Below are 18,563 nucleotides of genomic sequence, written 5' to 3' on the forward strand. Positions count from 1 at the left end.
CTCATTTCCAAGGGGACAAGACCATGAGCGATCTGATCGATCGTTACCTGGCGGCCGTGGCCGCCCTGCTGCCGAAGGCCCAGCGCCAAGACATCGCCGCCGAGCTGCGCGACCTGATCATGAACCGCGTCGAGGAGACGGAAGGGCGTCTCGGCCGGCGGCTCGACAAGCGCGAGACCGAGGACCTGCTGCGCGAGATCGGCCATCCGATCGCCGTGGCCGGACGCTATGGTCCGCGCCAGTCGCTGATCGGACCGGAGCTCTATCCGTTCTGGGAGTTCGCGGTGAAGGTGATGCTGGTCATCGCCGCCATGGCCACCTTCATCCCCGGCGGCGTGCTGCTGGTGATCGGCGACGCCGACGCCCATCGGATAGGCGGCCTGTTCGGCGACTTCGTCTCGCTCGCCTTCAGCCTGGTTGGCGTGGCCACCCTCGTCGGGGCCGCGATCGAGCGCGGCTGGATCAAGGTCGACGAGTTCGCCAAGTGGAAGGTCGCCGACCTGCCGCATATCCCGCGCGGCAGGCCCCTGTTCGCCAAGAGCCGTTTCGACGCCGTGTTCGAGCTGGCGGCCCTGGCGCTGTTCGTCGGCTGGTGGACCGGCGCGATGAAGTTCCCGATCGGGGCCATGTTCGACGCCGGCCGCGGCGACCTCAAGGTCATCCTGGCTCCGGTGCTCACCACGTTCTACTGGCCGATCCTGGTCCTGGCGCTGCTGCAGATGGTCTCGGCCGCCATCACGGTGATCCGGCCCGGCGCGGTGCGCGCCCGGGCCGCCGCCGAGATCGTCTGCGCCCTGGGCGGCGTGGCCCTGGTCGCCGTGCTCTGGCCGGCCCAGCCGCTCATCGTCTTCCAGGCTCCGGAGGGCGCCTATGCCGCGCTGGGCAACCTGCGGCGCAGTGTCGACCTCTCCATCCAGGTGATCCTGGTGGTGATGGCGGCGATCAGTCTGACGACCCTGGCCGTCAACGCCTGGCGCCTGGCGCGGGGGCGCTAGGCGGTGATTTCGAAAGGGCGGTTCGGAGGGTGGAAAGCTCCGTGTTCAGAGTCTTCGTTCACCGCGAATGTTAAGGTTTATGTCGTCGTCGAGTAACGATGCGGCGCCGCCGAAGACGGTTCAGAAATCGGCGAACACAGGTGCGACAAGGCGTTTCCATCCACAAAAAAACGCCGCTCGCGGTCGTCCAGCTTCTCGCGATGATTCAAGGCGTTAACAATTCAACTGTGCGACTTCTGAGCGCAGGAGCCATGTTGCGGTGCGGCAAGTGCTTGCGAGTCGGTCACGGATACGTCATAAGCCGCAACAAGCAGGACCTTGGCCACATCGTGATACGGCCGGGTCTCCGCTTCGAAGCGCTCCCCGCAGTGGATTTACCGGGGGTTTCGGGGCGGTTTTTGTCGGGGGGCCCGAGCGCCCTCGCCGCGCAGGACACGAGTTTTGTATATCAAGTCGCAGACGCGCGCGGACGCGCGCGGGCTGGTCGGCGCCGTATTGGTCGGATCCATCACGGGTCTGGCCCTGGGCGGCGTTTACCTTCTGGGTGGCCTGGCCCAATCGGCCTCCACCCACGCCCGCGTCGCCCGATTGGCGGAAGGCGCTTCGGGGAACTTCTCCGACGCGGCGATGCTCAGCGCTTCTACGCGTATGGACCCCGGCGCCCTCGCCGTGGCCAAGCGTCATGATCCCTATCTCTTCGCCGCGGTCGAACGCAGCGGCCGTCAGACCCAGCAGCTCGCCGCCCGCCTCGAAGGCGCCGGCTCCAGCCTGATGCCCGGCCAGAGCGGCCGCACCGGTCCGCTGATGCTCCGCGCCAGCTTCGGCAACGCCTTCAACGTCGGGGGCAGCACGCCGTTCCAGTTGGGCAACGCCCTGGAGAGCTCGCGCGAGCTCGAATGCCTGGCCGACGCCGTCTATTACGAAGCGCGTGGCGAGACCCCCAGCGGCCAGGCGGCCGTGGCCCAGGTGGTGATGAACCGCGTGCGCCATCCGGCCTTTCCGAAGTCGATTTGCGGCGTGGTCTTCCAAGGCGCCTACAACCGCACGGGCTGCCAGTTCAGCTTCGCCTGCGACGGCTCGATGCGCCGCGCCCGCGACGTCGGCGCCTGGGCCCGGGCCCGCAAGGTCGCCTCGCGCACCCTGGCCGGCACGATCCAGAGCGAGGTCGGTTTGGCCACGCACTTCCACACGATCAATGTCTCGCCCGGCTGGGGGCCGCGCCTGCTGCGCGTCGCCCAGGTCGGCATGCACATCTTCTATCGCTTCGGTCGTGGAGGCGCCTCGAGCTTCGCGCCGTCGCGCCTGCCCAGCGTCGATGATATCGCCCCGTCCGAGATCGCCAGCCTGACCGCCGATGGTCGTCCGCCGGTGGTCTACGCCGCCAGCGCCCTGGGTCGCCTCGAGCCCGCCTCGACGACCGCTCCGGGCATGGGCGGTCCGGTCGGCGCGGCGGTGACCGAACCGGCTTCGGCGCCGATCGCCACGGGCGCCAAGACCACGCCGGCCTCGGCGATGTCGATCAAGGCTCCGGCGACCGCGGCCTCCACCAAGGCGATCCCGGTCTCGTCCGACCGCGCGCCGCTGGAAGGCCTCAAGACGACAGTAGGGGCCGGGAGCGGAGCTGCTTCCTGACGGTGTTGGGCATGTGGCTGGTGGCGAAGCGCATCTGCTTCGCCCGCTTGCCCACGAAGTAGTGCAACTGCTTGCCGTGGGCGGCGTCCCAGACCGCCTGGGCGGCGTCCTCCACGGGATAGACCTCCAGGCCGCCGGCGCGCAGGGCGTCGGCCATGTGCTCGTTTGAGCCCGAAGCCCCGGCGTTCAGGATCGGCGTCTCGACGAACCACGGCATGACGCAGGCGACGCTGACGCCGTGCCGGGCGTATTCGATGTCCAGGGCTTCGGACAGGCCGCGCACCGCGAACTTGGTGGCCGAATAGACCGCCAGCTTCGGCGAGCCGTAAAGCCCCGCGCACGAGGCGACATTGATCAGCCGCCCGCCGGCAACCTTCAGCAGCGGCAGGCCCGCCCGCGCGCCGTTGACCACGCCCTTGATGTTGACGTCGATCTGGATGTCGCAGTCGGCGTCGGACAGATCCTCCAGGACCCCGAACCGCGCGACGCCGGCGTTGTTCAGCAGGACGTCGGCCTTGCCCCCCGTTTCCTTGCCGAATTCGCCCAGGGCGTTGGCCCAGCCGTCGCGGTCGCGGACGTCCAGCGGATGGAGGGAGCCGTTGTCTGGTCCGATGGCCAGCAGGGCGGCCTTCAGCCCGGCCTTGTCGATGTCAGACAGCCCGATGAACCACCCGGCGCTGGCGAAGCGCTTGGCGCAGGCCAGGCCGATGCCGCTGGCGGCCCCGGTGATAAAGATGCTCTTGCGACCATTGGCCGGCATGTCGACGCCCTCCCGTATCATTGTTATCAATGATCAGAAGGCTAGGCGCGCGATGGGTCAAGGTGCGCCGAAGAAGATCTCTCCCGCGACGCGGGGAAGGCGGCCCGGAGGGCGGGAGGGGCGAGCGCGACCAACGTCCAGCTCGCACTCGGCCGCTCCGCGACAGCGCCCCCGCATCGCGGGAGGCCTCTATCAGTCGGCCAGCGTCTGGTCGTCGATCTCGGCCCCCGGGCCGTTCTTCAGGATCGACTCGATGGCGTTCTTGGCCGAGGCCTTCGCCGAATAGCCTTCGGTCCAGAAGATGCTCTCGCCGTTGTAGGTGAAATAGGCGACGAACTCGCCCGCCTTGTTCTTCTTGATCACAAACTTATGGGCCATGGGCTTTCTCCTGGAAAAGATCGAGAGGTCGTCGGCCCCACCGACGCGGGGACGGTCGCCTTGTCGACCTTTGCTGTCAATCGCGACGTTGTCACGACTTGCCAGCGTCGCCGCGGCGCCCCGATGATCCGGGCCTCTTCCCCGTGAGTCCGCCATGTCCCAGGAACGCCTCGACCAGCTGTCCCGCGAACTGCTGAACCGGCCCTATGGCGAACTGGCCGAGGTGCAGCGGCGGGTCATCGACCTGATCCTGCACGAGGCGCCGTCGGAAAAACCCGGCGAGGACGAGGACTCCACCTTCTGGACGCGGCTGGCCGACAGGGTCGCGGCGGTCGGCGGCTCGTGGGGCTTCATCGGCGGCTTCGGTCTGGCGCTGGTGCTGTGGATGGGTGTCAACCTGCTGCTGACTCCGTTCAAGCACGCCTTCGACCCCTATCCGTTCATCTTCCTCAACCTGCTGCTGTCGACCCTGGCGGCCATCCAGGCGCCGGTGATCATGATGAGCCAGAACCGCCAGGCGGCGAAGGACCGCCAGACGGCCGAGCACGACTACGCCGTCAACCTGCGCGCCGAACTGGAGATCATGCGGGTGATCGACAAGCTGGACGCCTTGCGCAGCGAGGAGCTGATGGTCCTGTGCCGCGAACACGCCGCGCGGCTGGAGGAGCTGCAGGGCGAGGTCGCCCGGCTGAGGACCGAGCGCTCATGAGCCTGACCCTCGTCACCGCCCAGTTCGCGGTGTCGGCGGACATCGACGCCAACCTCGCGGCCATCGAACGGCTGATGCGGCGGGCCCGGCACGCCGGCGCCGACGTCGCGCATTTTCCGGAGGCGGCGCTGTCGGGCTATGCCGGCGTGGACTTCGCGAGTTTCGACGGCTTCGACTGGGCGCGCCTGGAGGCCGCCACGCGGCGGATCATGGCGCTGGCCGGCGAGCTTGGGCTCTGGGTCGTCATCGGCTCGGCGCATCGGCTGAGCGAGGGGCGCAGGCCGCACAACTGCGCCTATGTCATCGACGCCGGCGGCGCGCTGGTCGACCGCTACGACAAGCGCTTCTGCGCCGGCGACGCGGCGGGGCTGACCGGAGACCTGGCCCATTACACGCCTGGCGACCACTTCGCGGTGTTCGAGATCGCGGGCGTGCGCTGCGGCGTGCTGATCTGCCACGACTACCGCTATCCGGAGCTCTATCGCGCCTATCATCGCCTCGGCGCGCGGCTGATGTTCCACGGCTTCCACGCGGGCGGGCTGTCGGACGGGCGGTTCGCGGCCATGGAGGCCGGGGTCGGCGCCCACCGCCTGACCGGCGGGACCACCCTGCCGGCCATCACCATGCCCGCCGGCATGATCGCGGCCGCCTCCAACAACAACCTGTGGATCAGCTGTCCGAACTCGTCGGCGCCGAGAAGCTGCTGGCCGTCGTTCTTCGTGCGGCCCGACGGGGTGATCACCGGGGCGCTGGAGGTCGAGACCGAAGGTCTGCTGCTCTCCGAGGTCGAGCTGAGCGCCGACCTCTACGACAGCACCATCGCCTGGCGAGACCGGGCGATCGACGGCGTGCTGCATTCGGGCGCGCTGGTCGAGGACCCGCGGTCGAAGGCGCGAACGGCGTTGTGACGCCTACCAGCCTTGGCCGTTGCAGACGACCGCGCCGGTTGGAACGTAGCGCTCCTTCTTGAAGCGCGCGAGGCGCTCGGGCGTCAGCTGGGTCTTCAGCCAATGATCGTAGGCGGTGACGTCCAACCGGGGCAGGCACGAGCGCAGCATCGGCGTCTCGACCACATAGTATTTGTCGCCCGGCGCGGTCCGCCAGCGGAAGGCGCCGTCCAGGCCGTCGACGCGCTGCGGGGCGGCCTCGGTGTGATAGAGCAGCCAGCCGGGGGGGATCTTGTGCTTGCGCGCGAAGGCCAGCTGCCGGTCCGCGATGGCCTGCACCCGCGCGCGGTCCTTCGGCGCGGCCTTGCTCACCATGGCGCCGTCGAAGCCGCCGTGGATGAGGATCACGGCCAACTTGCCCACCAGCAGCTTGCGACCCAACGGCAGGAAGTAGTTGGCGCAGGACGAGCTGCATTGGCCGTCGACGCGGATCGTCAGGTCGGCGAGGGGCGAGAGCCGCTCGGCGATGTCGATGGCGGTGTTGACGGCGCCGCCCTCGCTGTCGACCACCAGCTCGGTTGTCGTCGGCTTCAGCCTGGCCGCCACGCAGTCGGCCATGGCCTGGTCGGTCGAGCCCTTCAGCACAAACACCGTCGCCGAGCGCTGCTCGCAGGTCCCGGCGTGGGCGGCCCCGGCCAGCGACACCAGGACCAGCGCTAGCAGAAAGGTTCGTAGTCCGTGCATGCGAAGCTCCCCGATAAGGGGACGCTATCGAGGTGGGCGGTGATCGTCCAGAGGTTGATCTAAAGCTTCAGGCCCAGCTTCGGTCCCGCCCAGACCATCGCCGCGTAGAGCGCCATGGTCAGCAGGCAGCCCGCCACGAGCGCCGCCCAGAAGGGCGCGCCGCGCTTCAGCATCGCCGGGATCAGCAGGAACATCGGCAGCGAGGGCAGGACGAACCAGAAGGTGCCGCTGGCATGAGCGCTCATCCGCGCCGGGTCGTGGGTGTCGCGCCACAGCCAGATCATGCCCAGCACCGAGACCAGCGGCAGCGAGGCGACCAGCCCGCCCAGGCCGGGATAGCGCTTGGCGATCTCCGACACCGCGGCGACGATGACGCCCGAGACGGCGGCCTTGATGACGAGATAGAGCATGGAGCCCAGCCTGGACCGATCCGGCGTTCGGGCCAAGGACGGCGGCTTGACCGTAGGAACGCGCGCACGCGCCTGGGGTTGAGTCCGGACACCCAAAAGGAGCGTCCCGATGCCCGATACCGACAAGCTCTCCGAAGAGAAGGCCGAAGAAGCCATCACCAAGGCCAATACCGATCTCAACGACCAAGGCGACATCGCCGCCGATGACGCTGGCGGGACGGCCGCGGCCCATCGGGTCGACGAAGCGCTGGAAAAGGCCCAAGGCGCGCCGGACTAGCTGGAGCAAGGCCGCCCGCCGGGTCAGGCGGGCGGCCCGCGCGTCCTAGCGCCAGACGTAGCGGCAGACGGTCACGCGGTGGTGATGGCGCCATTCGGGATGGCACACGCGCACCTTGTGAGGGCGATAGTGGCGGCCGCGATCGTAGCGGACGCGGTCATAGCGACCGTGATGGCGGTCGTGCCGATAGTCGTAGCGATCATGGCGATCATGGCGATCGTATCGGTCGAAGGCGCCGGCCGTCGACGGGACGGTCAGGGCCAGGGTGGCGGCCGCCAGGGCGGCGGCGCCCAGCAGTTTCGCGACGGGCATGGTGGGCTCCAAGATCGAATAGTCCCTCGATCCCGGAACGCACCATCCGGTCCCGATGTTGCGCGGCGATGTCCGATTGTACGGCCGGGCTTGGTCCTGTCCTGGCGGGGAAGCCCGCGACGAACCTCGGCCTTTCACATGACCTTGGCTGAGCGGCGCAGCGCCTGGGGCGGCTGGCCGAAGGCGCGGATGAAGGCCCGGCGCATCCGCTCGGGATCGCCGAAGCCCGTTTCCAGCGCCACGTCCTCGACCTGCAGCGGCTGGCTGTCCAGCAGGGCGCGGGCGGCCTCGACCCGCAGGCGTTCGACGGCCTTGGCGGGGGTGACGCCGGTCTCCTGGGCGAACAGGCGGGCGAAGTTGCGCGGGCTCATGGCGGCGCGATCGGCCAGCTGCTCGACGCTGAGCGGTTCGGCCAGGTTCTGGCGCGCCCAGGACAGCAGGGCGTCGAAGCGGCCGGGGCGCAGGTCGATCAGGGCCGAGAACTGCGACTGGCCGCCGGGGCGGTGGTGATAGACCACCAGCTGCTGGGCTGTGCGCCGCGCGACGGCCTCGCCCTCGTCGGCGCCGATCAGGGCCAGGGACAGGTCGATGCCGGCGGTGATACCGGCCGAGCTCCACACCGCGCCGTCCTGGATCCAGATCCGGTCGGGCTCCAGCTTCACGCCCGGAAAGCGGCGCTGGAAGTCCTTCGTCCGGCTCCAGTGGGTGGTGGCGCGCTTGCCGTCCAGCAGGCCCGCCGCGGCCAGGACGTAGGTTCCCGAGCAGACCGAGGCCACGCGGCGGCAGTCGCGGGCGGCGGCGCGGACAAAGGCCAGGGTTTCGGGGCAGGTGGCCGGAACCTTGACCCCGTCGCCGCCGGAGATCAGCAGGGTGTCGAGGCGCGGCGCGTCGGCCAGGGCGGTGGTCTGGATCGTCACGCCGGCCGAGCTGGGCGTCGGCTCGCCGCGCAGGGAGAGAAAGTGCAGGCTGTAGGCGCCGGGCGAGAACCGCCCGGCGATCTCGAAGGCCGCGATGGGGCCGGTGGCGTCCAGCAGCTGGAAGCCCGGATAGACGAGGAAGCCGATCGCGCGGGGCATGACGAAGGCCTTGGCTGAAACCGTGGGAACTATGTCATTTCAGACGAACGCTAACTGAACCATGTTCTCCACGCAATCATGACGGAGACTATCGCATGAGCCAGCCGCCCAACCCCGAATCCTTGAGCATCGTGATCGCCATCTTCCCCGGCGTGACCCACCTGGACTTCACCGGTCCGCACCAGATCCTGTGCCGCCTGCCGGGCGCCAGGGTGACGGTGGCCAGCCTGGAGGGCGGCGAGATCGAGGCCGACGGCCTGGTCTTCGCGCGCCTGCCAAAACTGTCGGACATCGACGCCTGCGACGTGCTGATCGTGCCGGGCGGGTTCGGGACCACGCAGGCCATGGGCGACATGGACTTCATCGCCGAGATCCGGCGGCTGGCCGATGGCGCGCGCTATGTGACCTCGGTCTGCACGGGTTCCCTGGTGCTGGGCGCGGCGGGCCTGCTGAAGGGCCGGCGGGCGGCCTGTCACTGGGCGTGGCGCGACCAGCTGGCGTTGTTCGGCGCGATCCCGGACCCGTCGCGGGTGGCGCGGGACGGACGCTACATCACCGGCGGCGGCGTGACGGCGGGCATCGACTTCGCCCTGACCGTCGTGGCCGAGCTGGCCGGCGAGGCGGTGGCGCAGGGCATCCAGCTGGCCGTGGAATACGCGCCGGCCCCGCCGTTCGACGCCGGCCGGCCGGAGACCGCGCCGCCCGAGGTGCTGCAGCGGATCTCGACGCTGTACGGCAAGGGAATGGAGGAGAGGCTGGCCGCGGCGGAAAAGGCGGCGGCGGCGCTCTTATAAATCCTCCCCCGCGTTGCGGGGGAGGTGGCCCGGAGGGCCGGAGGGGGCGAGCCCGGCTTAAGCAGCACTGGCCCCCTCAGTCGCTCCGCGACAGCTCCCCCGCAACGCGGGGGAGCATCTTGTCGGCGCTACCCCACCCGCACCCCCGTCATCGAGATCGCCGCGAACACGTCGTCGGTGAAGAAGCTCACCGGCTCGCCGGGCTTCTGGGCGCCCAGCACGTAGAGCAGAGGCAGATAGTGCTCGGCGCTGTTGATCGAGATTTCCGCGTCGGGCCCCAGGCTCCGCCAGTCGATCAGCGGATCGTGGTCGCCGGCCAGGATCAGCGCCTTGGCCTTCTCGTTGAACCGGTCGGCCCACGGCGGCGCCTCGGGTCGGCGGAAGTCGGCCGCGCGCAGGTTATGGACGATGTCGCCGCTGCCCATGACCAGCACGCCCTCGTCGCGCAGAGCCGCCAGGCGCCGCCCGGCCTCGTAGTGCCAGCGGTCCGGGCGTGCCCGATCGATGCTCAGCTGAACGACCGGCACGTCCGCATCGGGATACATCGGCTTCAGCACGCCCCAGGCGCCGTGGTCCAGGCCGCGCGTCGGGTGCTGGACCACGACGTCGGGGGACAGCAGCTCGGCGACCCGCCCCGCCAGGGCCGGATCGCCCGGCGCGCGGTACTGGACATCGAACAGCGCCTGCGGGAAGCCGCCGAAATCGTGAATGGTCTCGGGCGCGGGCGAGGCGCTGACCGCCGCCGCGCCGCGCGTCTCCCAGTGGGCGCTGACCATCAGCACCGCCTTGGGACGCGGCAGGGTCTCGCCCAGCCGGCGCCAGGCGCGGCTCCAGGCATTGTCCTCGATGGCGTTCATCGGCGAGCCATGGCCGACGAACAGGACGGGCAGGCGAGACATGGTCGATCCTATTAGAAACAGTAGAAGTTGCAGATAGTGGCCGCGACGCCATACCGCAAGACGACGTTCCGGACACGGCTTTCGCGGGGGCGGCGGCTTTGTTATGGCGGGACCCGTGACCGTCCCGCTTTCCCAGATTCCTCCGGGCGAGGCTCCCGTCTCGACCGACCATGCGCCTGCCGGCGAAGGGCCGCAGGCCGCGGTCGTGATGGAACGCCCCGACAAGGAGGCTGTCCGGGGCGGCGCGCTGGATTTCCTGCGCTTTCTCGCCTCGCTGCTGATCGTCGTCTATCACTATGGCGCCGAGAGTCCGATGCGGATCGAGCGGTTCGGCCAGGTGTTCTCGCGCGGCTTCCTGGCGACGGACTTCTTCCTGATGCTGTCCGGCTACGTGCTGGGCCGGGCCTATGGCGGCTCGGTGATCAAGGGGCATATCAGCACCCCGCGCTTCTGGGCTCGCCGCGCGGCGCGGGTGTGGCCGGGGCACCTCGTGGTGCTGGCCATGCTGGCCGTGCTGGTGCTGCTGCTCAACACCGTCGGCACCGACGCCCATAAGCCCAGCCGCTTCGCCTGGGACCAGCTGCCGGCCCAGGCCTTCCTGGTCCACGCCTGGGGCTTCACCAGCGACGGCTGGAACCTGCCCAGCTGGTCGCTGTCGGCCCTGATCGTCTGCTACGCCCTGTTCCCGTTCTTCTGGAAGACCGTCAGCAAGGTGCGCCACGCCTGGATCCTGCCGCTGGGCGCGGCCGCGATCCTGGGCGTTTTCGAGGTGATCGCCCGCCACGTCTTCCACCACGCCCTGCCGGACCTGGGGTTCCAGTACGGCGTCGTCCGCGCCCTGCCGCTGTTCATCCTGGGCGTCTGCCTGGCGCGGGTCGTCGACATGCGCTGGCCGTCGGAGACGGCGGCCAAGGTCCTGCTGTGGGGCGGCGTCGCCCTGCTGGTCGTCACCCAGACGCTGGACCGCTATGCCCTGCCCGACACCTGGCTGTTCGACGCCCCGTCGCTCCTGGCCATCGCCATGATCGTGCTGGGCGCCGGGCGCCTGCCGGTCAAGCGCCCGAAGGCCTGGATCGAGGAGGGCGCCAAGCTCTCGTTCGCCCTGTTCATCACCCACATCTTCGTCGGGGTGATCTATTGGAGCGCCGTACACAAGCTGATCGAGACCGTGCCGATCGGCATCGGCTGGCAGTGGCTGATGTGGCTGGCCGGCTTCCCGATCGCCTATGGCTTCGCGTGGCTGTTTCACACCTATGTCGACCAACCGCTGCAGGATCGCATCCAGCCGTTGCTGAGGAAGTAGAATGACCCGCCATATCCCCCTTCAAGGCGTCGAGAACTTCCGAGATTTCGGCGACTACGCCGCGGGGGCGGGGCGGCTGAAGCGGGGCGTGCTGTTCCGCGCCGCCCACCAGGCCGAGGCGACCGACGCCGACCTGGAGGCGATGGCGGCCCTGGGCATCGTCACCCTGGTCGACCTGCGCCGGCCCAACGAGCGCGAGCGTTCGCCGTCGCGCCGCTGGACGGGCTTTTCCGCCCAGGTGATCGACAACGACCTGGGCGTCACGGGGACCGATCCGTGGCTGGAGTTCATCACCAGCACCGACCTCACCGAGGCCTCTGTCCACGACTACATGGACGAATACTACCGCCGCCTGCCGTTCAAGGAACGGCACATCGACCTCTTCCGCCGCTTCTTCCTGGCCCTGGCCGAGAGCAAGGGGCCGGCCCTGATCCACTGCGCGGCGGGCAAGGACCGCACCGGCGTGCTGGCGGCCCTGACCCACCACATCGCCGGGGTGGCCGACGACGACGTTATCGACGACTACCTGCTGACCAACGACCCGACCCGCTTCGACCGCCGGGGCGCGATGTTCATGGACCACATCGAGGGGATCACCGGTCGCCGCCCGGACGAGGCGGCCATGCGTGCGGCAATGGGCGTCGAGGCCCGCTATCTGGCGGCGGCGTTCGCGGTGATGAAGGCCGAGCACGGCTCGCTCGATGGGTACTTGGAGCAGGCGGTCGGCCTCGATGCCGACACGCGCGAGAAGGTGCGGGCGCACATTCTGCTGTAACTTTTCTTGTCGTCCCGGAAGCGCGAAGCGCTTGTTCGGAATGACAAGGAAGGAGCTCAAATCCTTAAGGTGACAAACGCTCGTTTAAGGTCCAGCCTCATCCCATGGTCCCATCAGAGGGCCGAGCGTCGCTAGGGTGCGGTATGAGTGAGTTGGCGGGCGGGCCTCCGGGCATGAGCGATGTCGCGGGTGACGATGTCCTGGTCCCCGCGCCCAAGCAAAAGCTCTCGCGAAGCGCGCTCAGCTGGATCCTGCACCAGGGGTCGCGCGACCCCTATGTGATCCTGGTCACCATCTATGTCTTCTCGCCCTATTTCTCGCGGGTGCTGGTCGGCGATCCGGTCCGGGGGCAGGCGACCGTCGCCGACATCTCCACCGTCTATGGCCTGCTGACCGCCGCCCTGGCCCCGATCCTGGGCGCTTCGATCGAACGGTTCGGGCCGCGCAAGCCGTTCATGGCCCTGATCCTGGCGATCATGGCGCCCCTGCTGTTCGCCCTGTGGCTGGCCAAGCCCGGCGGCCTGCCGGTTGACCTGGTGGGCTTGGCGCTGATCATCCTGGGCGTGGCCTATAACTGCGGCGACGTGCTCAACAACTCGCTGCTGGCGCGCGCCTCCGAGAAGGGCCAGGAGCCGGTGCTGTCGGGCCTGGGCTACGCCTTGGCCAACGGGCTGTCGGTGTCCCTGCTGATCTTCGTGATGTGGGCCTTCGTGCTGCCGGGCGTCGTGCCGTGGTCGTTCGTGCCGGCCGCGCCGCTGTTCGGCCTCAGCCAGGTCGAGCACGAGCCCAGCCGCATCGTCGGCCCGCTGTCGGCGGCGGTGATGCTGCTGGGCGCGATCCCGTTCTTCCTGTGGACCCGCGACGCCCCGCGGACCGGCGCCTCGCTGGGCGCGGCGATCAAGGAAGGCGTCAAGCTGATCCTCGACACCTTCGCCAACCTCAAGGGCCACGCCGACGTCGCCAAGTTCCTGGGCGCCCGGATGCTCTATTGCGACGGCATGACCGCCCTGCTGATCTTTGGCGGCCTGTTCGCGGCCGGACTGATGAAGTGGGGCGAGCTGGAGATGCTGGCCTACGGCATCTCGCTGTCGATCTTTGGCGTGCTGGGCGGCCTGATCGCGCCGTGGCTGGACAAGACGCTGGGCCCCCGGCGGGCGATCCAGGTCGAGGTCGGCATCTGCATCCTGGTGCTGCTGGGCACGCTGGGCATGGGCCGCGAGAAGATCCTGTTCTTCTGGACCTGGGACGCGGCGACCCATCCGGCCGTCTGGAACGGACCGCTGTTCCGCACCCTGCCGGAGCTGATCTATCTGGGCCTGGGCCTGTTGATCGCGGTCTTCGTCACCGCCCAGTACGCGTCGAGCCGCACCCTGCTGGTGCGTCTGGCCCCGCCGGACCGGATGGCCGCCTTCTTCGGCCTGTTCTCGCTGTCGGGCACGGCGACCATGTGGCTGGGTTCGCTGCTGGTGGCCCTGGCGACCAAGATCTTCGCCAGCCAGGTGGCCGGCTTCATCCCGATCGCCGGCCTGCTGGCCCTGGGGCTGGTCGGGCTGTTCACGGTGAAAGGCGGGGGACGGGAGTAGGTCCTCCCCGGCGGAGCGTCTGGCGCGCGCGATCTCGCGCCGCTATCACCACGTCATGCGCCGCGTCGCTCTCCTTACCGCCCCCTGGCGCGAGCCGACGTGGGCGCTGGCCCCGTTCCGGGACGAGCCCCACGCCTGCGCCCTGGTCACCGGCGGCGCCGGGCGGTGGTCGTATCTGCTGCGCCTGCCCGACGAGACCTTCAGCCTCGCCGCCGCCGATCCGGCCGATCCGTTCGCCAGGCTCGCCGAGCTGACCGGTCCCCGCCAGCCAAGCGACCCTGACGGTCCGCCGTTCCAGGGCGGGGTGGTTGGTCTGGCGTCCTACGAACTGGGCGACCGCGTCGAGCGTTTGGGCCTGGCCCGCGCCGCCTGGCCGGACCTGACCTGCGCCCGCTATCCGGCCCTGCTGGCCTTCGACCACCACGCGCGACGGGTCGTGGCCGTGGGCCGAGGCGAGACCGACGCCGAGGCGTGCGCGCGCGCCGGGCAGGCCCTGGCCTGGCTGGACGCTTCGGCCGATCACGCGCCGTTCGAGGGGCCGCTGTGCCTGGATCTGACCGCTTCCGACGGCGAGGCCTACGAGGTCGCCGTGGCCGACGTGGTCGCGCGCATCCTCTCCGGCGAGATCTTCCAGGCCAATATCGCCCGCGCCTGGACCGGACGCCTGGCGGCCGGCGCGGATCCGTTCGACCTGTTCACGCGGCTGCGCGGCCAGAGCCCGGCCCCGTTCTCGGCCTATCTGCGCCTGCCGGGCCGGGCCCTGGTCTCCAACTCGCCGGAGCGTTTCCTGAAGGTCGATCCGGACGGGGCGATCCTGACCCAGCCGATCAAGGGCACCCGCCCGCGCGGCCGCGACGCCGCCGAGGACCGGGCCCTGGCCGCCGAGCTGCTGGCCAGCGACAAGGACCGCGCCGAGAACCTGATGATCGTCGACCTGATGCGCAACGACCTGGCCCGGGTCAGTCCGCCGGGCAGCGTCAAGACGCGCGAGCTGTTCAAGGTCGAGAGCTTCGCCAACGTCCACCATCTTGTTTCGACGGTGACCGGCCAGCTGGCCGGCGGCCGGGCGGTCGCCGATCTGCTGCGGGCCAGCTTCCCGCCGGGCTCGATCACCGGCGCCCCCAAGATCCAGGCGATGAAGGTCATCGCCGGCCTGGAGCCGCCGCGCGGACCCTACTGCGGGAGCCTGTTCTGGGCCGGCTTTGATGGGGCGTTCGATTCAAGCGTCCTGATCCGGACGGTCGGCCTGGTCGAGGACGGCCGGGGCTGGACCCTGGAGGCCCGCGCCGGGGCGGGGATCGTCGCCGACAGCGATCCGCGCGGCGAGCGGCTGGAGACCGAGGCCAAGATCGCCGCGCTGAAGAGGGCCCTGACGGAATGACCCTTCACGACGCCCTTCCTTTCGAGGCCGTGCCTTTCGAAGACAGGGGCTTGCTGCTCGGCGACGGCCTATTCGAGACCCTGCTGGCGGTCGATGGCGACCTGCCGCGCGTGGCCGCCCATCTCGATCGCATGGCCGCCGGCTGCGCGGTGCTGGGCCTGCCGTTCGACCGCGACGAGGCCGAGGGGCTGGTTCGTCAGGCGGCGCCGGCCGCCGGCCGGTTCGCCGTGCGCCTGACCCTGACCGCCGGTTCGGGCGGCCGGGGGCTGGACCGCCCGGCCGCGCCGCTGCCGCGCCTGTTCGCCACCGCCGCGCCGTCCGCGCCCGTCACCGCGCCGGCCAGCGCGATCGTGGCGACCACGCGCCGCAACGAGGGCTCGCCCGCCTCGCGCCTGAAGACCCTGAGCTACCTCGACAATGTCCTGGCCCGGGCCGAGGCCAGCGCCGCCGGCGCCGACGAGGCGGTGATGCTGAACAATCGCGGCGAGATCGCCTGCGCCGGGGCGGCCAACCTGTTCTGGATCGAGGGCGGGCGGCTGTTCACCCCGCGCCTGGACTGCGGCGCGCTGGCCGGGATCACCCGGGCGCGGCTGATGGCGGCCGAACGGGTCGAGGCGGTGGCCGTCGGGGTCGAGGCGCTGGATCGGGCCGAGGCGGTGTTCCTGAGCAACAGCCTGATCGGCTTGCGCCCGCTCTCGCGGCTCGTCACCCCCTTGGGCGAGCGGACCTACGCCCCGCACCGGCTGGTCGAGCGCTATGGCGTTCTGTTTTGACGTCTAGAGCGTGTCGACCCAGGTCACCGTGTCGGAGCGGCGCGGGCGCAGATAGTAGTTGCGCTTGAAGGTCATGGTGGTGGGCATGACCAGCTTGGTCGGCGAGCTGTAGTCGTAGGTGGCCCGCGAGACGATGATGCTCTGGTTGGCCGCCAGCACGCCGGTCGAGATGTCGGCGACGGTCGCGCCCTTGGCCGGGCAGCCGGCCATGCCCACGCCGGCGGGGTTGGGCTTCACCCAGGCGACGGTGTTCTTGCCCTTGGAGTCGGAGACGACGCTATAGACGCACATCTTCAGGCCGGCGGCCGGATAGGGCGCCATGATCAGATTCCCGATGTTGAAGATGTCGGTCATCTTTTTTGGGCCGGTCTGGGGGTTCTGGGCGACAATGTCGCCGATCTGCGCGGTGATGTTCGACAGGCGGCGCTGGGCCATCATGGCCTGGGTCGTTTCGGCGAAGCCGAAATACATCAGGATCAGCACCGGAGCGATCAGGGCGAACTCGATGGCCGAGACGCCGCGGGTGTCGCGCCAGAAGGTCTTCAGAGAGGCCTGCTTCAGCCGGGGCGACGCGCGGCGGGTCATTGGTCGTACGGCTCGTTGGTGAAGGCGGTGGCGGCGTAGACGATCCATCGGCCGTTGGCTTTCTGGAAACCGGTCTGCATCAGCGGCGAGATCAGCGGCCAGGTGTAGTAGGCGCGGACCAGGACGATCGAGCCGGCTGTGCCGGGGTTCCACTGCATGTTGGTCGGCACCGCGTCGGTCGCCGAGGCCGAGCTGGCGCTGGCCGAGTAGTCGGCATAGGTCCGCACGTCGAGCTGCAGGGCGCTGTCGCAGCTCATCGCGCCGATCGGGCCGATCTTGTTGCAGACGGCGGCCTTGAAGGTGGCGGCGGTGCCCCCGTTGGTCTGCACCTCGCCGGTGCGGATGGTGCGGCCCACGTCGATGACGGCGTTCTCGAGCAGCAGCGAGACCATGTAGACCAGGGCCAACTCGATCAGCGCGAAGACGAGCATCAGGAAGGGCATGAAGACCAGGGCGAACTCGACCGCCGTGGCGCCCCGCTCGGCGCGCGCGAAGCGGCCGGCGAAGCGGGTCAGCCGGCGTCGGGCGCGAGCGAAGATGTGATTGTAGGCCATGCGGCGCGCGGACCCTGAAATGATCGTCCGCCAGTCTAGCCGGACGATCCTAACCACTGGTTAGAGCGCGCGCTCGCGTGGGGAGGGCGCTACGGCGTGCCCGAGGCCGGGCCGGGGGCCGCGCCGGCCGCGCCGACGCGCATGCAGCGGGCGGCCCCGCAGGCATAGCTGTTGGCCGTCGCGCCGCGATAGATGGTGACGCCGCCGTCGCCGACCTCGGAGACCACCACCTGGCGGTTGGTCAGGGTGCGGCCGCCGGCCCCGAAGGCCATCAGGGTGGTGACGCCCGCACGCTTGCCCATCACGACCAGGGTGCGCTCGTTGACGATGCTGACGTCGGCGATGGTGGGATCGGCCACCACCACGTCCCGCACCGCGCCGCCCACCCTCATATAGAAGGCCTCGCCCGCGCCCAGCGGTAGGTCGGCCGAGGTCGTCTTCGCCGGCAGGACGCCCGTCTGGGCGTTGGCGGCGGCCCCCGAGAGGGTCAGGACGGCGGCGATGGCGAGCGAAAGGCGGCGCATGAGGTTTCCGATCTCGGATCCGAACGTGCCTCAGCATCCTTTGGTTTGGTCAACAAAAGACTAAGGGCCGTTCACGTGCGTCCAAGCGTCGCTTGAGAAAGTCCTTGATTCAAAAGGGATTGATCGATCTTGGGTGGGCCATGGTTAAGAACAGATAATGGTAAACTCAAATAAACCAAAAGAAAAATCTGAGAAACCAACTGGTGTTTACTCAGCATTAAGTGAGCTCGGCGAAATTGATCGTGTTTTCGGGGGTTAGCAAGTCGAGCCGGCTTGAAGCCTCAAATCAACCAGCTCTGACTTTAGGAGATCTAGACATGACCAAGTTCGTCACGCGCTTTCTGAAGGATGAATCGGGCGCCACGGCCATCGAATACGGCCTGATCGCGGCCCTCATCGCCGTCGTCATCATCACGGGCGTCGGCGCCCTGGGTGGCGCGCTGAACACGAAGTTCAACGACATCAAGACGAAGGTCGAGACCGCTGGCACCTAAGTCCAGTTAACGCTCGAAAAGAAAAGGGTCGAGGCTCCAGCCTCGGCCCTTTTTCTTTGCCTGGATGACAGATGTTCCAGGCTCCCGCCGAGACGCGGGAAACGATTGCTTCATCCGTCCGTCCCAGAATGACCCGGTATGGAAAGGGTCCCCGACAGGGATTTGACAAGGCGCCAGAGCATGCAAGCTATCCAGATCCCGCTGCTGCTGATCTTTCCGGTCCTGGCCATCATCGGCGGCCTGAAGGACCTGATCAGCTACACGATCCCCAACTGGATTTCGCTGGCCCTGATCGCCGCCTTCGTCCCGGCCGCCCTGGTCAGCGGCGCGCCCCTGGCCCAGATCGGCCTGTGCCTGGCCGTGGGTTTCGCCGCCCTGGTCCTCGGAATGGGGATGTTCGCCGCCGGCTGGATCGGCGGCGGCGACGGCAAGCTGTTCGCCGTCTGCGCCCTGTGGATGGGCTGGCCCGGCGCCTTCCTGTTCCTGGTCTATACCGGCCTGGCGGGCGGCGTCCTGACCCTCGCCATCCTGACCCTGCGCTCGGGCTATCTGGTTCCGGCCGTGGCCGGCGGGCCGGCCTGGCTGCGCAAGCTGGCGGCCAAGGACGGCGACCTGCCGTACGGCGTGGCCATCGCCGCCGGCGCCCTGTGGGCCTTCCCGCACGGCGCCCTGGCCGTCGCGGCCCTGGGCTGAGACTCTCCTGAGTTGAGCCCCGCCG

The 18,563-nt window shown here is 69.1% G+C and carries 23 protein-coding genes; 13 read left to right on the top strand and 10 right to left on the bottom strand.

From position 1 onward, the window contains the following. Positions 1-23 precede the first annotated feature (23 nt). Complete coding sequence (locus EIK80_RS03610) at positions 24-995, top strand: hypothetical protein (protein WP_199743361.1); 972 nt, start codon at positions 24-26, stop codon at positions 993-995. A 441-nt stretch (positions 996-1,436) separates the two neighbouring features. Then, a complete protein-coding gene (locus tag EIK80_RS03615; protein WP_125155583.1) occupies positions 1,437-2,627 on the top strand; it encodes a cell wall hydrolase in 1,191 nt (396 codons plus the stop codon). On the opposite strand, the gene EIK80_RS03620 is transcribed toward EIK80_RS03615, so the two are convergent. Next, complete coding sequence (locus EIK80_RS03620) at positions 2,587-3,417, bottom strand: SDR family oxidoreductase (RefSeq protein WP_199743362.1); 831 nt, start codon at positions 3,415-3,417, stop codon at positions 2,587-2,589. The two genes, EIK80_RS03615 and EIK80_RS03620, sit on opposite strands and share 41 nt — an antisense overlap. A gap of 162 nt (positions 3,418-3,579) precedes the next feature. Further along, positions 3,580-3,765, bottom strand: coding sequence for a DUF1508 domain-containing protein (locus EIK80_RS03625; RefSeq protein ID WP_125155585.1), 186 nt, complete (start codon positions 3,763-3,765; stop codon positions 3,580-3,582). 154 nt (positions 3,766-3,919) lie between these two features. Here EIK80_RS03625 and EIK80_RS03630 point away from each other — a divergent pair, with 154 nt between their 5' ends. Together EIK80_RS03630 and EIK80_RS03635 are read left to right on the top strand one after the other, a co-directional pair. Then, on the top strand, positions 3,920-4,474 hold the full coding sequence (locus EIK80_RS03630; RefSeq protein WP_125155586.1) for a DUF1003 domain-containing protein: 555 nt from the start codon (positions 3,920-3,922) through the stop codon (positions 4,472-4,474). After that, entirely contained in the window at positions 4,471-5,382 is a 912-nt protein-coding gene (locus tag EIK80_RS03635) for a carbon-nitrogen hydrolase family protein (protein ID WP_125155587.1), read from the top strand. The genes EIK80_RS03630 and EIK80_RS03635 overlap by 4 nt, the downstream gene beginning before the upstream one ends. 3 nt (positions 5,383-5,385) lie before the next feature. On the opposite strand, the gene EIK80_RS03640 is transcribed toward EIK80_RS03635, so the two are convergent. Further along, positions 5,386-6,105 (bottom strand): hypothetical protein, encoded by a 720-nt coding sequence (locus EIK80_RS03640; RefSeq protein ID WP_125155588.1) that lies wholly within the window; start codon positions 6,103-6,105, stop codon positions 5,386-5,388. A gap of 59 nt (positions 6,106-6,164) precedes the next feature. Continuing rightward, on the bottom strand, positions 6,165-6,515 hold the full coding sequence (locus EIK80_RS03645) for a DUF3147 family protein (protein ID WP_125155589.1): 351 nt from the start codon (positions 6,513-6,515) through the stop codon (positions 6,165-6,167). A 109-nt stretch (positions 6,516-6,624) separates the two neighbouring features. Between EIK80_RS03645 and EIK80_RS26055 the strand changes: the two genes are divergently transcribed. Further along, complete coding sequence (locus EIK80_RS26055) at positions 6,625-6,792, top strand: hypothetical protein (protein ID WP_158624636.1); 168 nt, start codon at positions 6,625-6,627, stop codon at positions 6,790-6,792. 45 nt (positions 6,793-6,837) lie between these two features. On the opposite strand, the gene EIK80_RS03650 is transcribed toward EIK80_RS26055, so the two are convergent. Together EIK80_RS03650 and EIK80_RS03655 are read right to left on the bottom strand one after the other, a co-directional pair. Next, positions 6,838-7,104, bottom strand: a complete 267-nt coding sequence (locus EIK80_RS03650) for a hypothetical protein (protein WP_125155590.1) — start codon at positions 7,102-7,104, stop codon at positions 6,838-6,840. Between the two features lie 134 nt (positions 7,105-7,238). Continuing rightward, positions 7,239-8,180: a GlxA family transcriptional regulator gene (locus EIK80_RS03655; protein ID WP_125155591.1), complete on the bottom strand. Its 942-nt coding sequence runs from the start codon at positions 8,178-8,180 to the stop codon at positions 7,239-7,241. A gap of 95 nt (positions 8,181-8,275) precedes the next feature. Here EIK80_RS03655 and EIK80_RS03660 point away from each other — a divergent pair, with 95 nt between their 5' ends. Then, complete coding sequence (locus tag EIK80_RS03660; protein WP_125155592.1) at positions 8,276-8,974, top strand: DJ-1/PfpI family protein; 699 nt, start codon at positions 8,276-8,278, stop codon at positions 8,972-8,974. Between the two features lie 128 nt (positions 8,975-9,102). Here the strand turns inward: EIK80_RS03660 and ygiD are convergent, their stop codons facing one another. After that, positions 9,103-9,873: a 4,5-DOPA dioxygenase extradiol gene (ygiD, locus tag EIK80_RS03665; protein WP_125155593.1), complete on the bottom strand. Its 771-nt coding sequence runs from the start codon at positions 9,871-9,873 to the stop codon at positions 9,103-9,105. 103 nt (positions 9,874-9,976) lie between these two features. Between ygiD and EIK80_RS03670 the strand changes: the two genes are divergently transcribed. From EIK80_RS03670 to EIK80_RS03690, 5 genes are all read left to right on the top strand, one after another. After that, positions 9,977-11,176: an acyltransferase family protein gene (locus tag EIK80_RS03670; protein ID WP_370450180.1), complete on the top strand. Its 1,200-nt coding sequence runs from the start codon at positions 9,977-9,979 to the stop codon at positions 11,174-11,176. Between the two features lies 1 nt (position 11,177). Next, a complete protein-coding gene (locus tag EIK80_RS03675) occupies positions 11,178-11,951 on the top strand; it encodes a tyrosine-protein phosphatase (protein WP_125155594.1) in 774 nt (257 codons plus the stop codon). Between the two features lie 104 nt (positions 11,952-12,055). Further along, positions 12,056-13,534, top strand: a complete 1,479-nt coding sequence (locus EIK80_RS03680; protein ID WP_125155595.1) for an MFS transporter — start codon at positions 12,056-12,058, stop codon at positions 13,532-13,534. A 55-nt stretch (positions 13,535-13,589) separates the two neighbouring features. Further along, positions 13,590-14,915: an aminodeoxychorismate synthase, component I gene (gene pabB, locus EIK80_RS03685; RefSeq protein WP_125155596.1), complete on the top strand. Its 1,326-nt coding sequence runs from the start codon at positions 13,590-13,592 to the stop codon at positions 14,913-14,915. Then, on the top strand, positions 14,912-15,688 hold the full coding sequence (locus tag EIK80_RS03690; RefSeq protein WP_125155597.1) for an aminotransferase class IV: 777 nt from the start codon (positions 14,912-14,914) through the stop codon (positions 15,686-15,688). The genes pabB and EIK80_RS03690 overlap by 4 nt, the downstream gene beginning before the upstream one ends. A gap of 3 nt (positions 15,689-15,691) precedes the next feature. Here the strand turns inward: EIK80_RS03690 and EIK80_RS03695 are convergent, their stop codons facing one another. The 3 genes from EIK80_RS03695 to EIK80_RS03705 form a co-directional block, all read right to left on the bottom strand. Then, complete coding sequence (locus EIK80_RS03695) at positions 15,692-16,273, bottom strand: TadE/TadG family type IV pilus assembly protein (RefSeq protein WP_125155598.1); 582 nt, start codon at positions 16,271-16,273, stop codon at positions 15,692-15,694. Beyond that, a complete protein-coding gene (locus EIK80_RS03700) occupies positions 16,270-16,827 on the bottom strand; it encodes a TadE/TadG family type IV pilus assembly protein (protein WP_125155599.1) in 558 nt (185 codons plus the stop codon). The genes EIK80_RS03695 and EIK80_RS03700 overlap by 4 nt, the downstream gene beginning before the upstream one ends. Positions 16,828-16,916: 89 nt before the next feature. Beyond that, positions 16,917-17,351, bottom strand: a complete 435-nt coding sequence (locus EIK80_RS03705; RefSeq protein WP_125155600.1) for a pilus assembly protein N-terminal domain-containing protein — start codon at positions 17,349-17,351, stop codon at positions 16,917-16,919. 317 nt (positions 17,352-17,668) lie between these two features. Between EIK80_RS03705 and EIK80_RS03710 the strand changes: the two genes are divergently transcribed. Further along, the gene (locus EIK80_RS03710) at positions 17,669-17,845 is read left to right on the top strand and encodes a Flp family type IVb pilin (protein ID WP_125155601.1); all 177 of its coding nucleotides are present in this window, start codon (positions 17,669-17,671) and stop codon (positions 17,843-17,845) included. 180 nt (positions 17,846-18,025) lie between these two features. Continuing rightward, positions 18,026-18,538 (top strand): prepilin peptidase, encoded by a 513-nt coding sequence (locus EIK80_RS03715; protein ID WP_125155602.1) that lies wholly within the window; start codon positions 18,026-18,028, stop codon positions 18,536-18,538. Positions 18,539-18,563 lie beyond the last annotated feature (25 nt).

The sequence above is a fragment of the Caulobacter sp. 602-1 genome, assembly GCF_003931565.1.
Classification (GTDB): Bacteria; Pseudomonadota; Alphaproteobacteria; order Caulobacterales; family Caulobacteraceae; genus Caulobacter.

Excerpts from the sequence above, each read along its gene's own strand:
- EIK80_RS03630 (WP_125155586.1), top strand. The coding sequence starts at position 3,920 with ATGTCCCAGGAACGCCTCGACCAGCTGTCCCGCGAACTGCTGAACCGG.
- EIK80_RS03645 (WP_125155589.1), bottom strand. The coding sequence starts at position 6,515 with ATGCTCTATCTCGTCATCAAGGCCGCCGTCTCGGGCGTCATCGTCGCC.
- EIK80_RS03680 (WP_125155595.1), top strand. The coding sequence starts at position 12,056 with ATGGTCCCATCAGAGGGCCGAGCGTCGCTAGGGTGCGGTATGAGTGAG.
- EIK80_RS03715 (WP_125155602.1), top strand. The coding sequence starts at position 18,026 with ATGCAAGCTATCCAGATCCCGCTGCTGCTGATCTTTCCGGTCCTGGCC.
- pabB (WP_125155596.1), top strand. The coding sequence starts at position 13,590 with ATGCGCCGCGTCGCTCTCCTTACCGCCCCCTGGCGCGAGCCGACGTGG.
- EIK80_RS03675 (WP_125155594.1), top strand. The coding sequence starts at position 11,178 with ATGACCCGCCATATCCCCCTTCAAGGCGTCGAGAACTTCCGAGATTTC.
- EIK80_RS03610 (WP_199743361.1), top strand. The coding sequence starts at position 24 with ATGAGCGATCTGATCGATCGTTACCTGGCGGCCGTGGCCGCCCTGCTG.
- EIK80_RS26055 (WP_158624636.1), top strand. The coding sequence starts at position 6,625 with ATGCCCGATACCGACAAGCTCTCCGAAGAGAAGGCCGAAGAAGCCATC.
- EIK80_RS03710 (WP_125155601.1), top strand. The coding sequence starts at position 17,669 with ATGACCAAGTTCGTCACGCGCTTTCTGAAGGATGAATCGGGCGCCACG.
- EIK80_RS03650 (WP_125155590.1), bottom strand. The coding sequence starts at position 7,104 with ATGCCCGTCGCGAAACTGCTGGGCGCCGCCGCCCTGGCGGCCGCCACC.
- EIK80_RS03655 (WP_125155591.1), bottom strand. The coding sequence starts at position 8,180 with ATGCCCCGCGCGATCGGCTTCCTCGTCTATCCGGGCTTCCAGCTGCTG.
- EIK80_RS03695 (WP_125155598.1), bottom strand. The coding sequence starts at position 16,273 with ATGACCCGCCGCGCGTCGCCCCGGCTGAAGCAGGCCTCTCTGAAGACC.
- EIK80_RS03705 (WP_125155600.1), bottom strand. The coding sequence starts at position 17,351 with ATGCGCCGCCTTTCGCTCGCCATCGCCGCCGTCCTGACCCTCTCGGGG.
- ygiD (WP_125155593.1), bottom strand. The coding sequence starts at position 9,873 with ATGTCTCGCCTGCCCGTCCTGTTCGTCGGCCATGGCTCGCCGATGAAC.
- EIK80_RS03700 (WP_125155599.1), bottom strand. The coding sequence starts at position 16,827 with ATGGCCTACAATCACATCTTCGCTCGCGCCCGACGCCGGCTGACCCGC.
- EIK80_RS03625 (WP_125155585.1), bottom strand. The coding sequence starts at position 3,765 with ATGGCCCATAAGTTTGTGATCAAGAAGAACAAGGCGGGCGAGTTCGTC.
- EIK80_RS03660 (WP_125155592.1), top strand. The coding sequence starts at position 8,276 with ATGAGCCAGCCGCCCAACCCCGAATCCTTGAGCATCGTGATCGCCATC.
- EIK80_RS03640 (WP_125155588.1), bottom strand. The coding sequence starts at position 6,105 with ATGCACGGACTACGAACCTTTCTGCTAGCGCTGGTCCTGGTGTCGCTG.
- EIK80_RS03670 (WP_370450180.1), top strand. The coding sequence starts at position 9,977 with ATGGCGGGACCCGTGACCGTCCCGCTTTCCCAGATTCCTCCGGGCGAG.
- EIK80_RS03635 (WP_125155587.1), top strand. The coding sequence starts at position 4,471 with ATGAGCCTGACCCTCGTCACCGCCCAGTTCGCGGTGTCGGCGGACATC.
- EIK80_RS03690 (WP_125155597.1), top strand. The coding sequence starts at position 14,912 with ATGACCCTTCACGACGCCCTTCCTTTCGAGGCCGTGCCTTTCGAAGAC.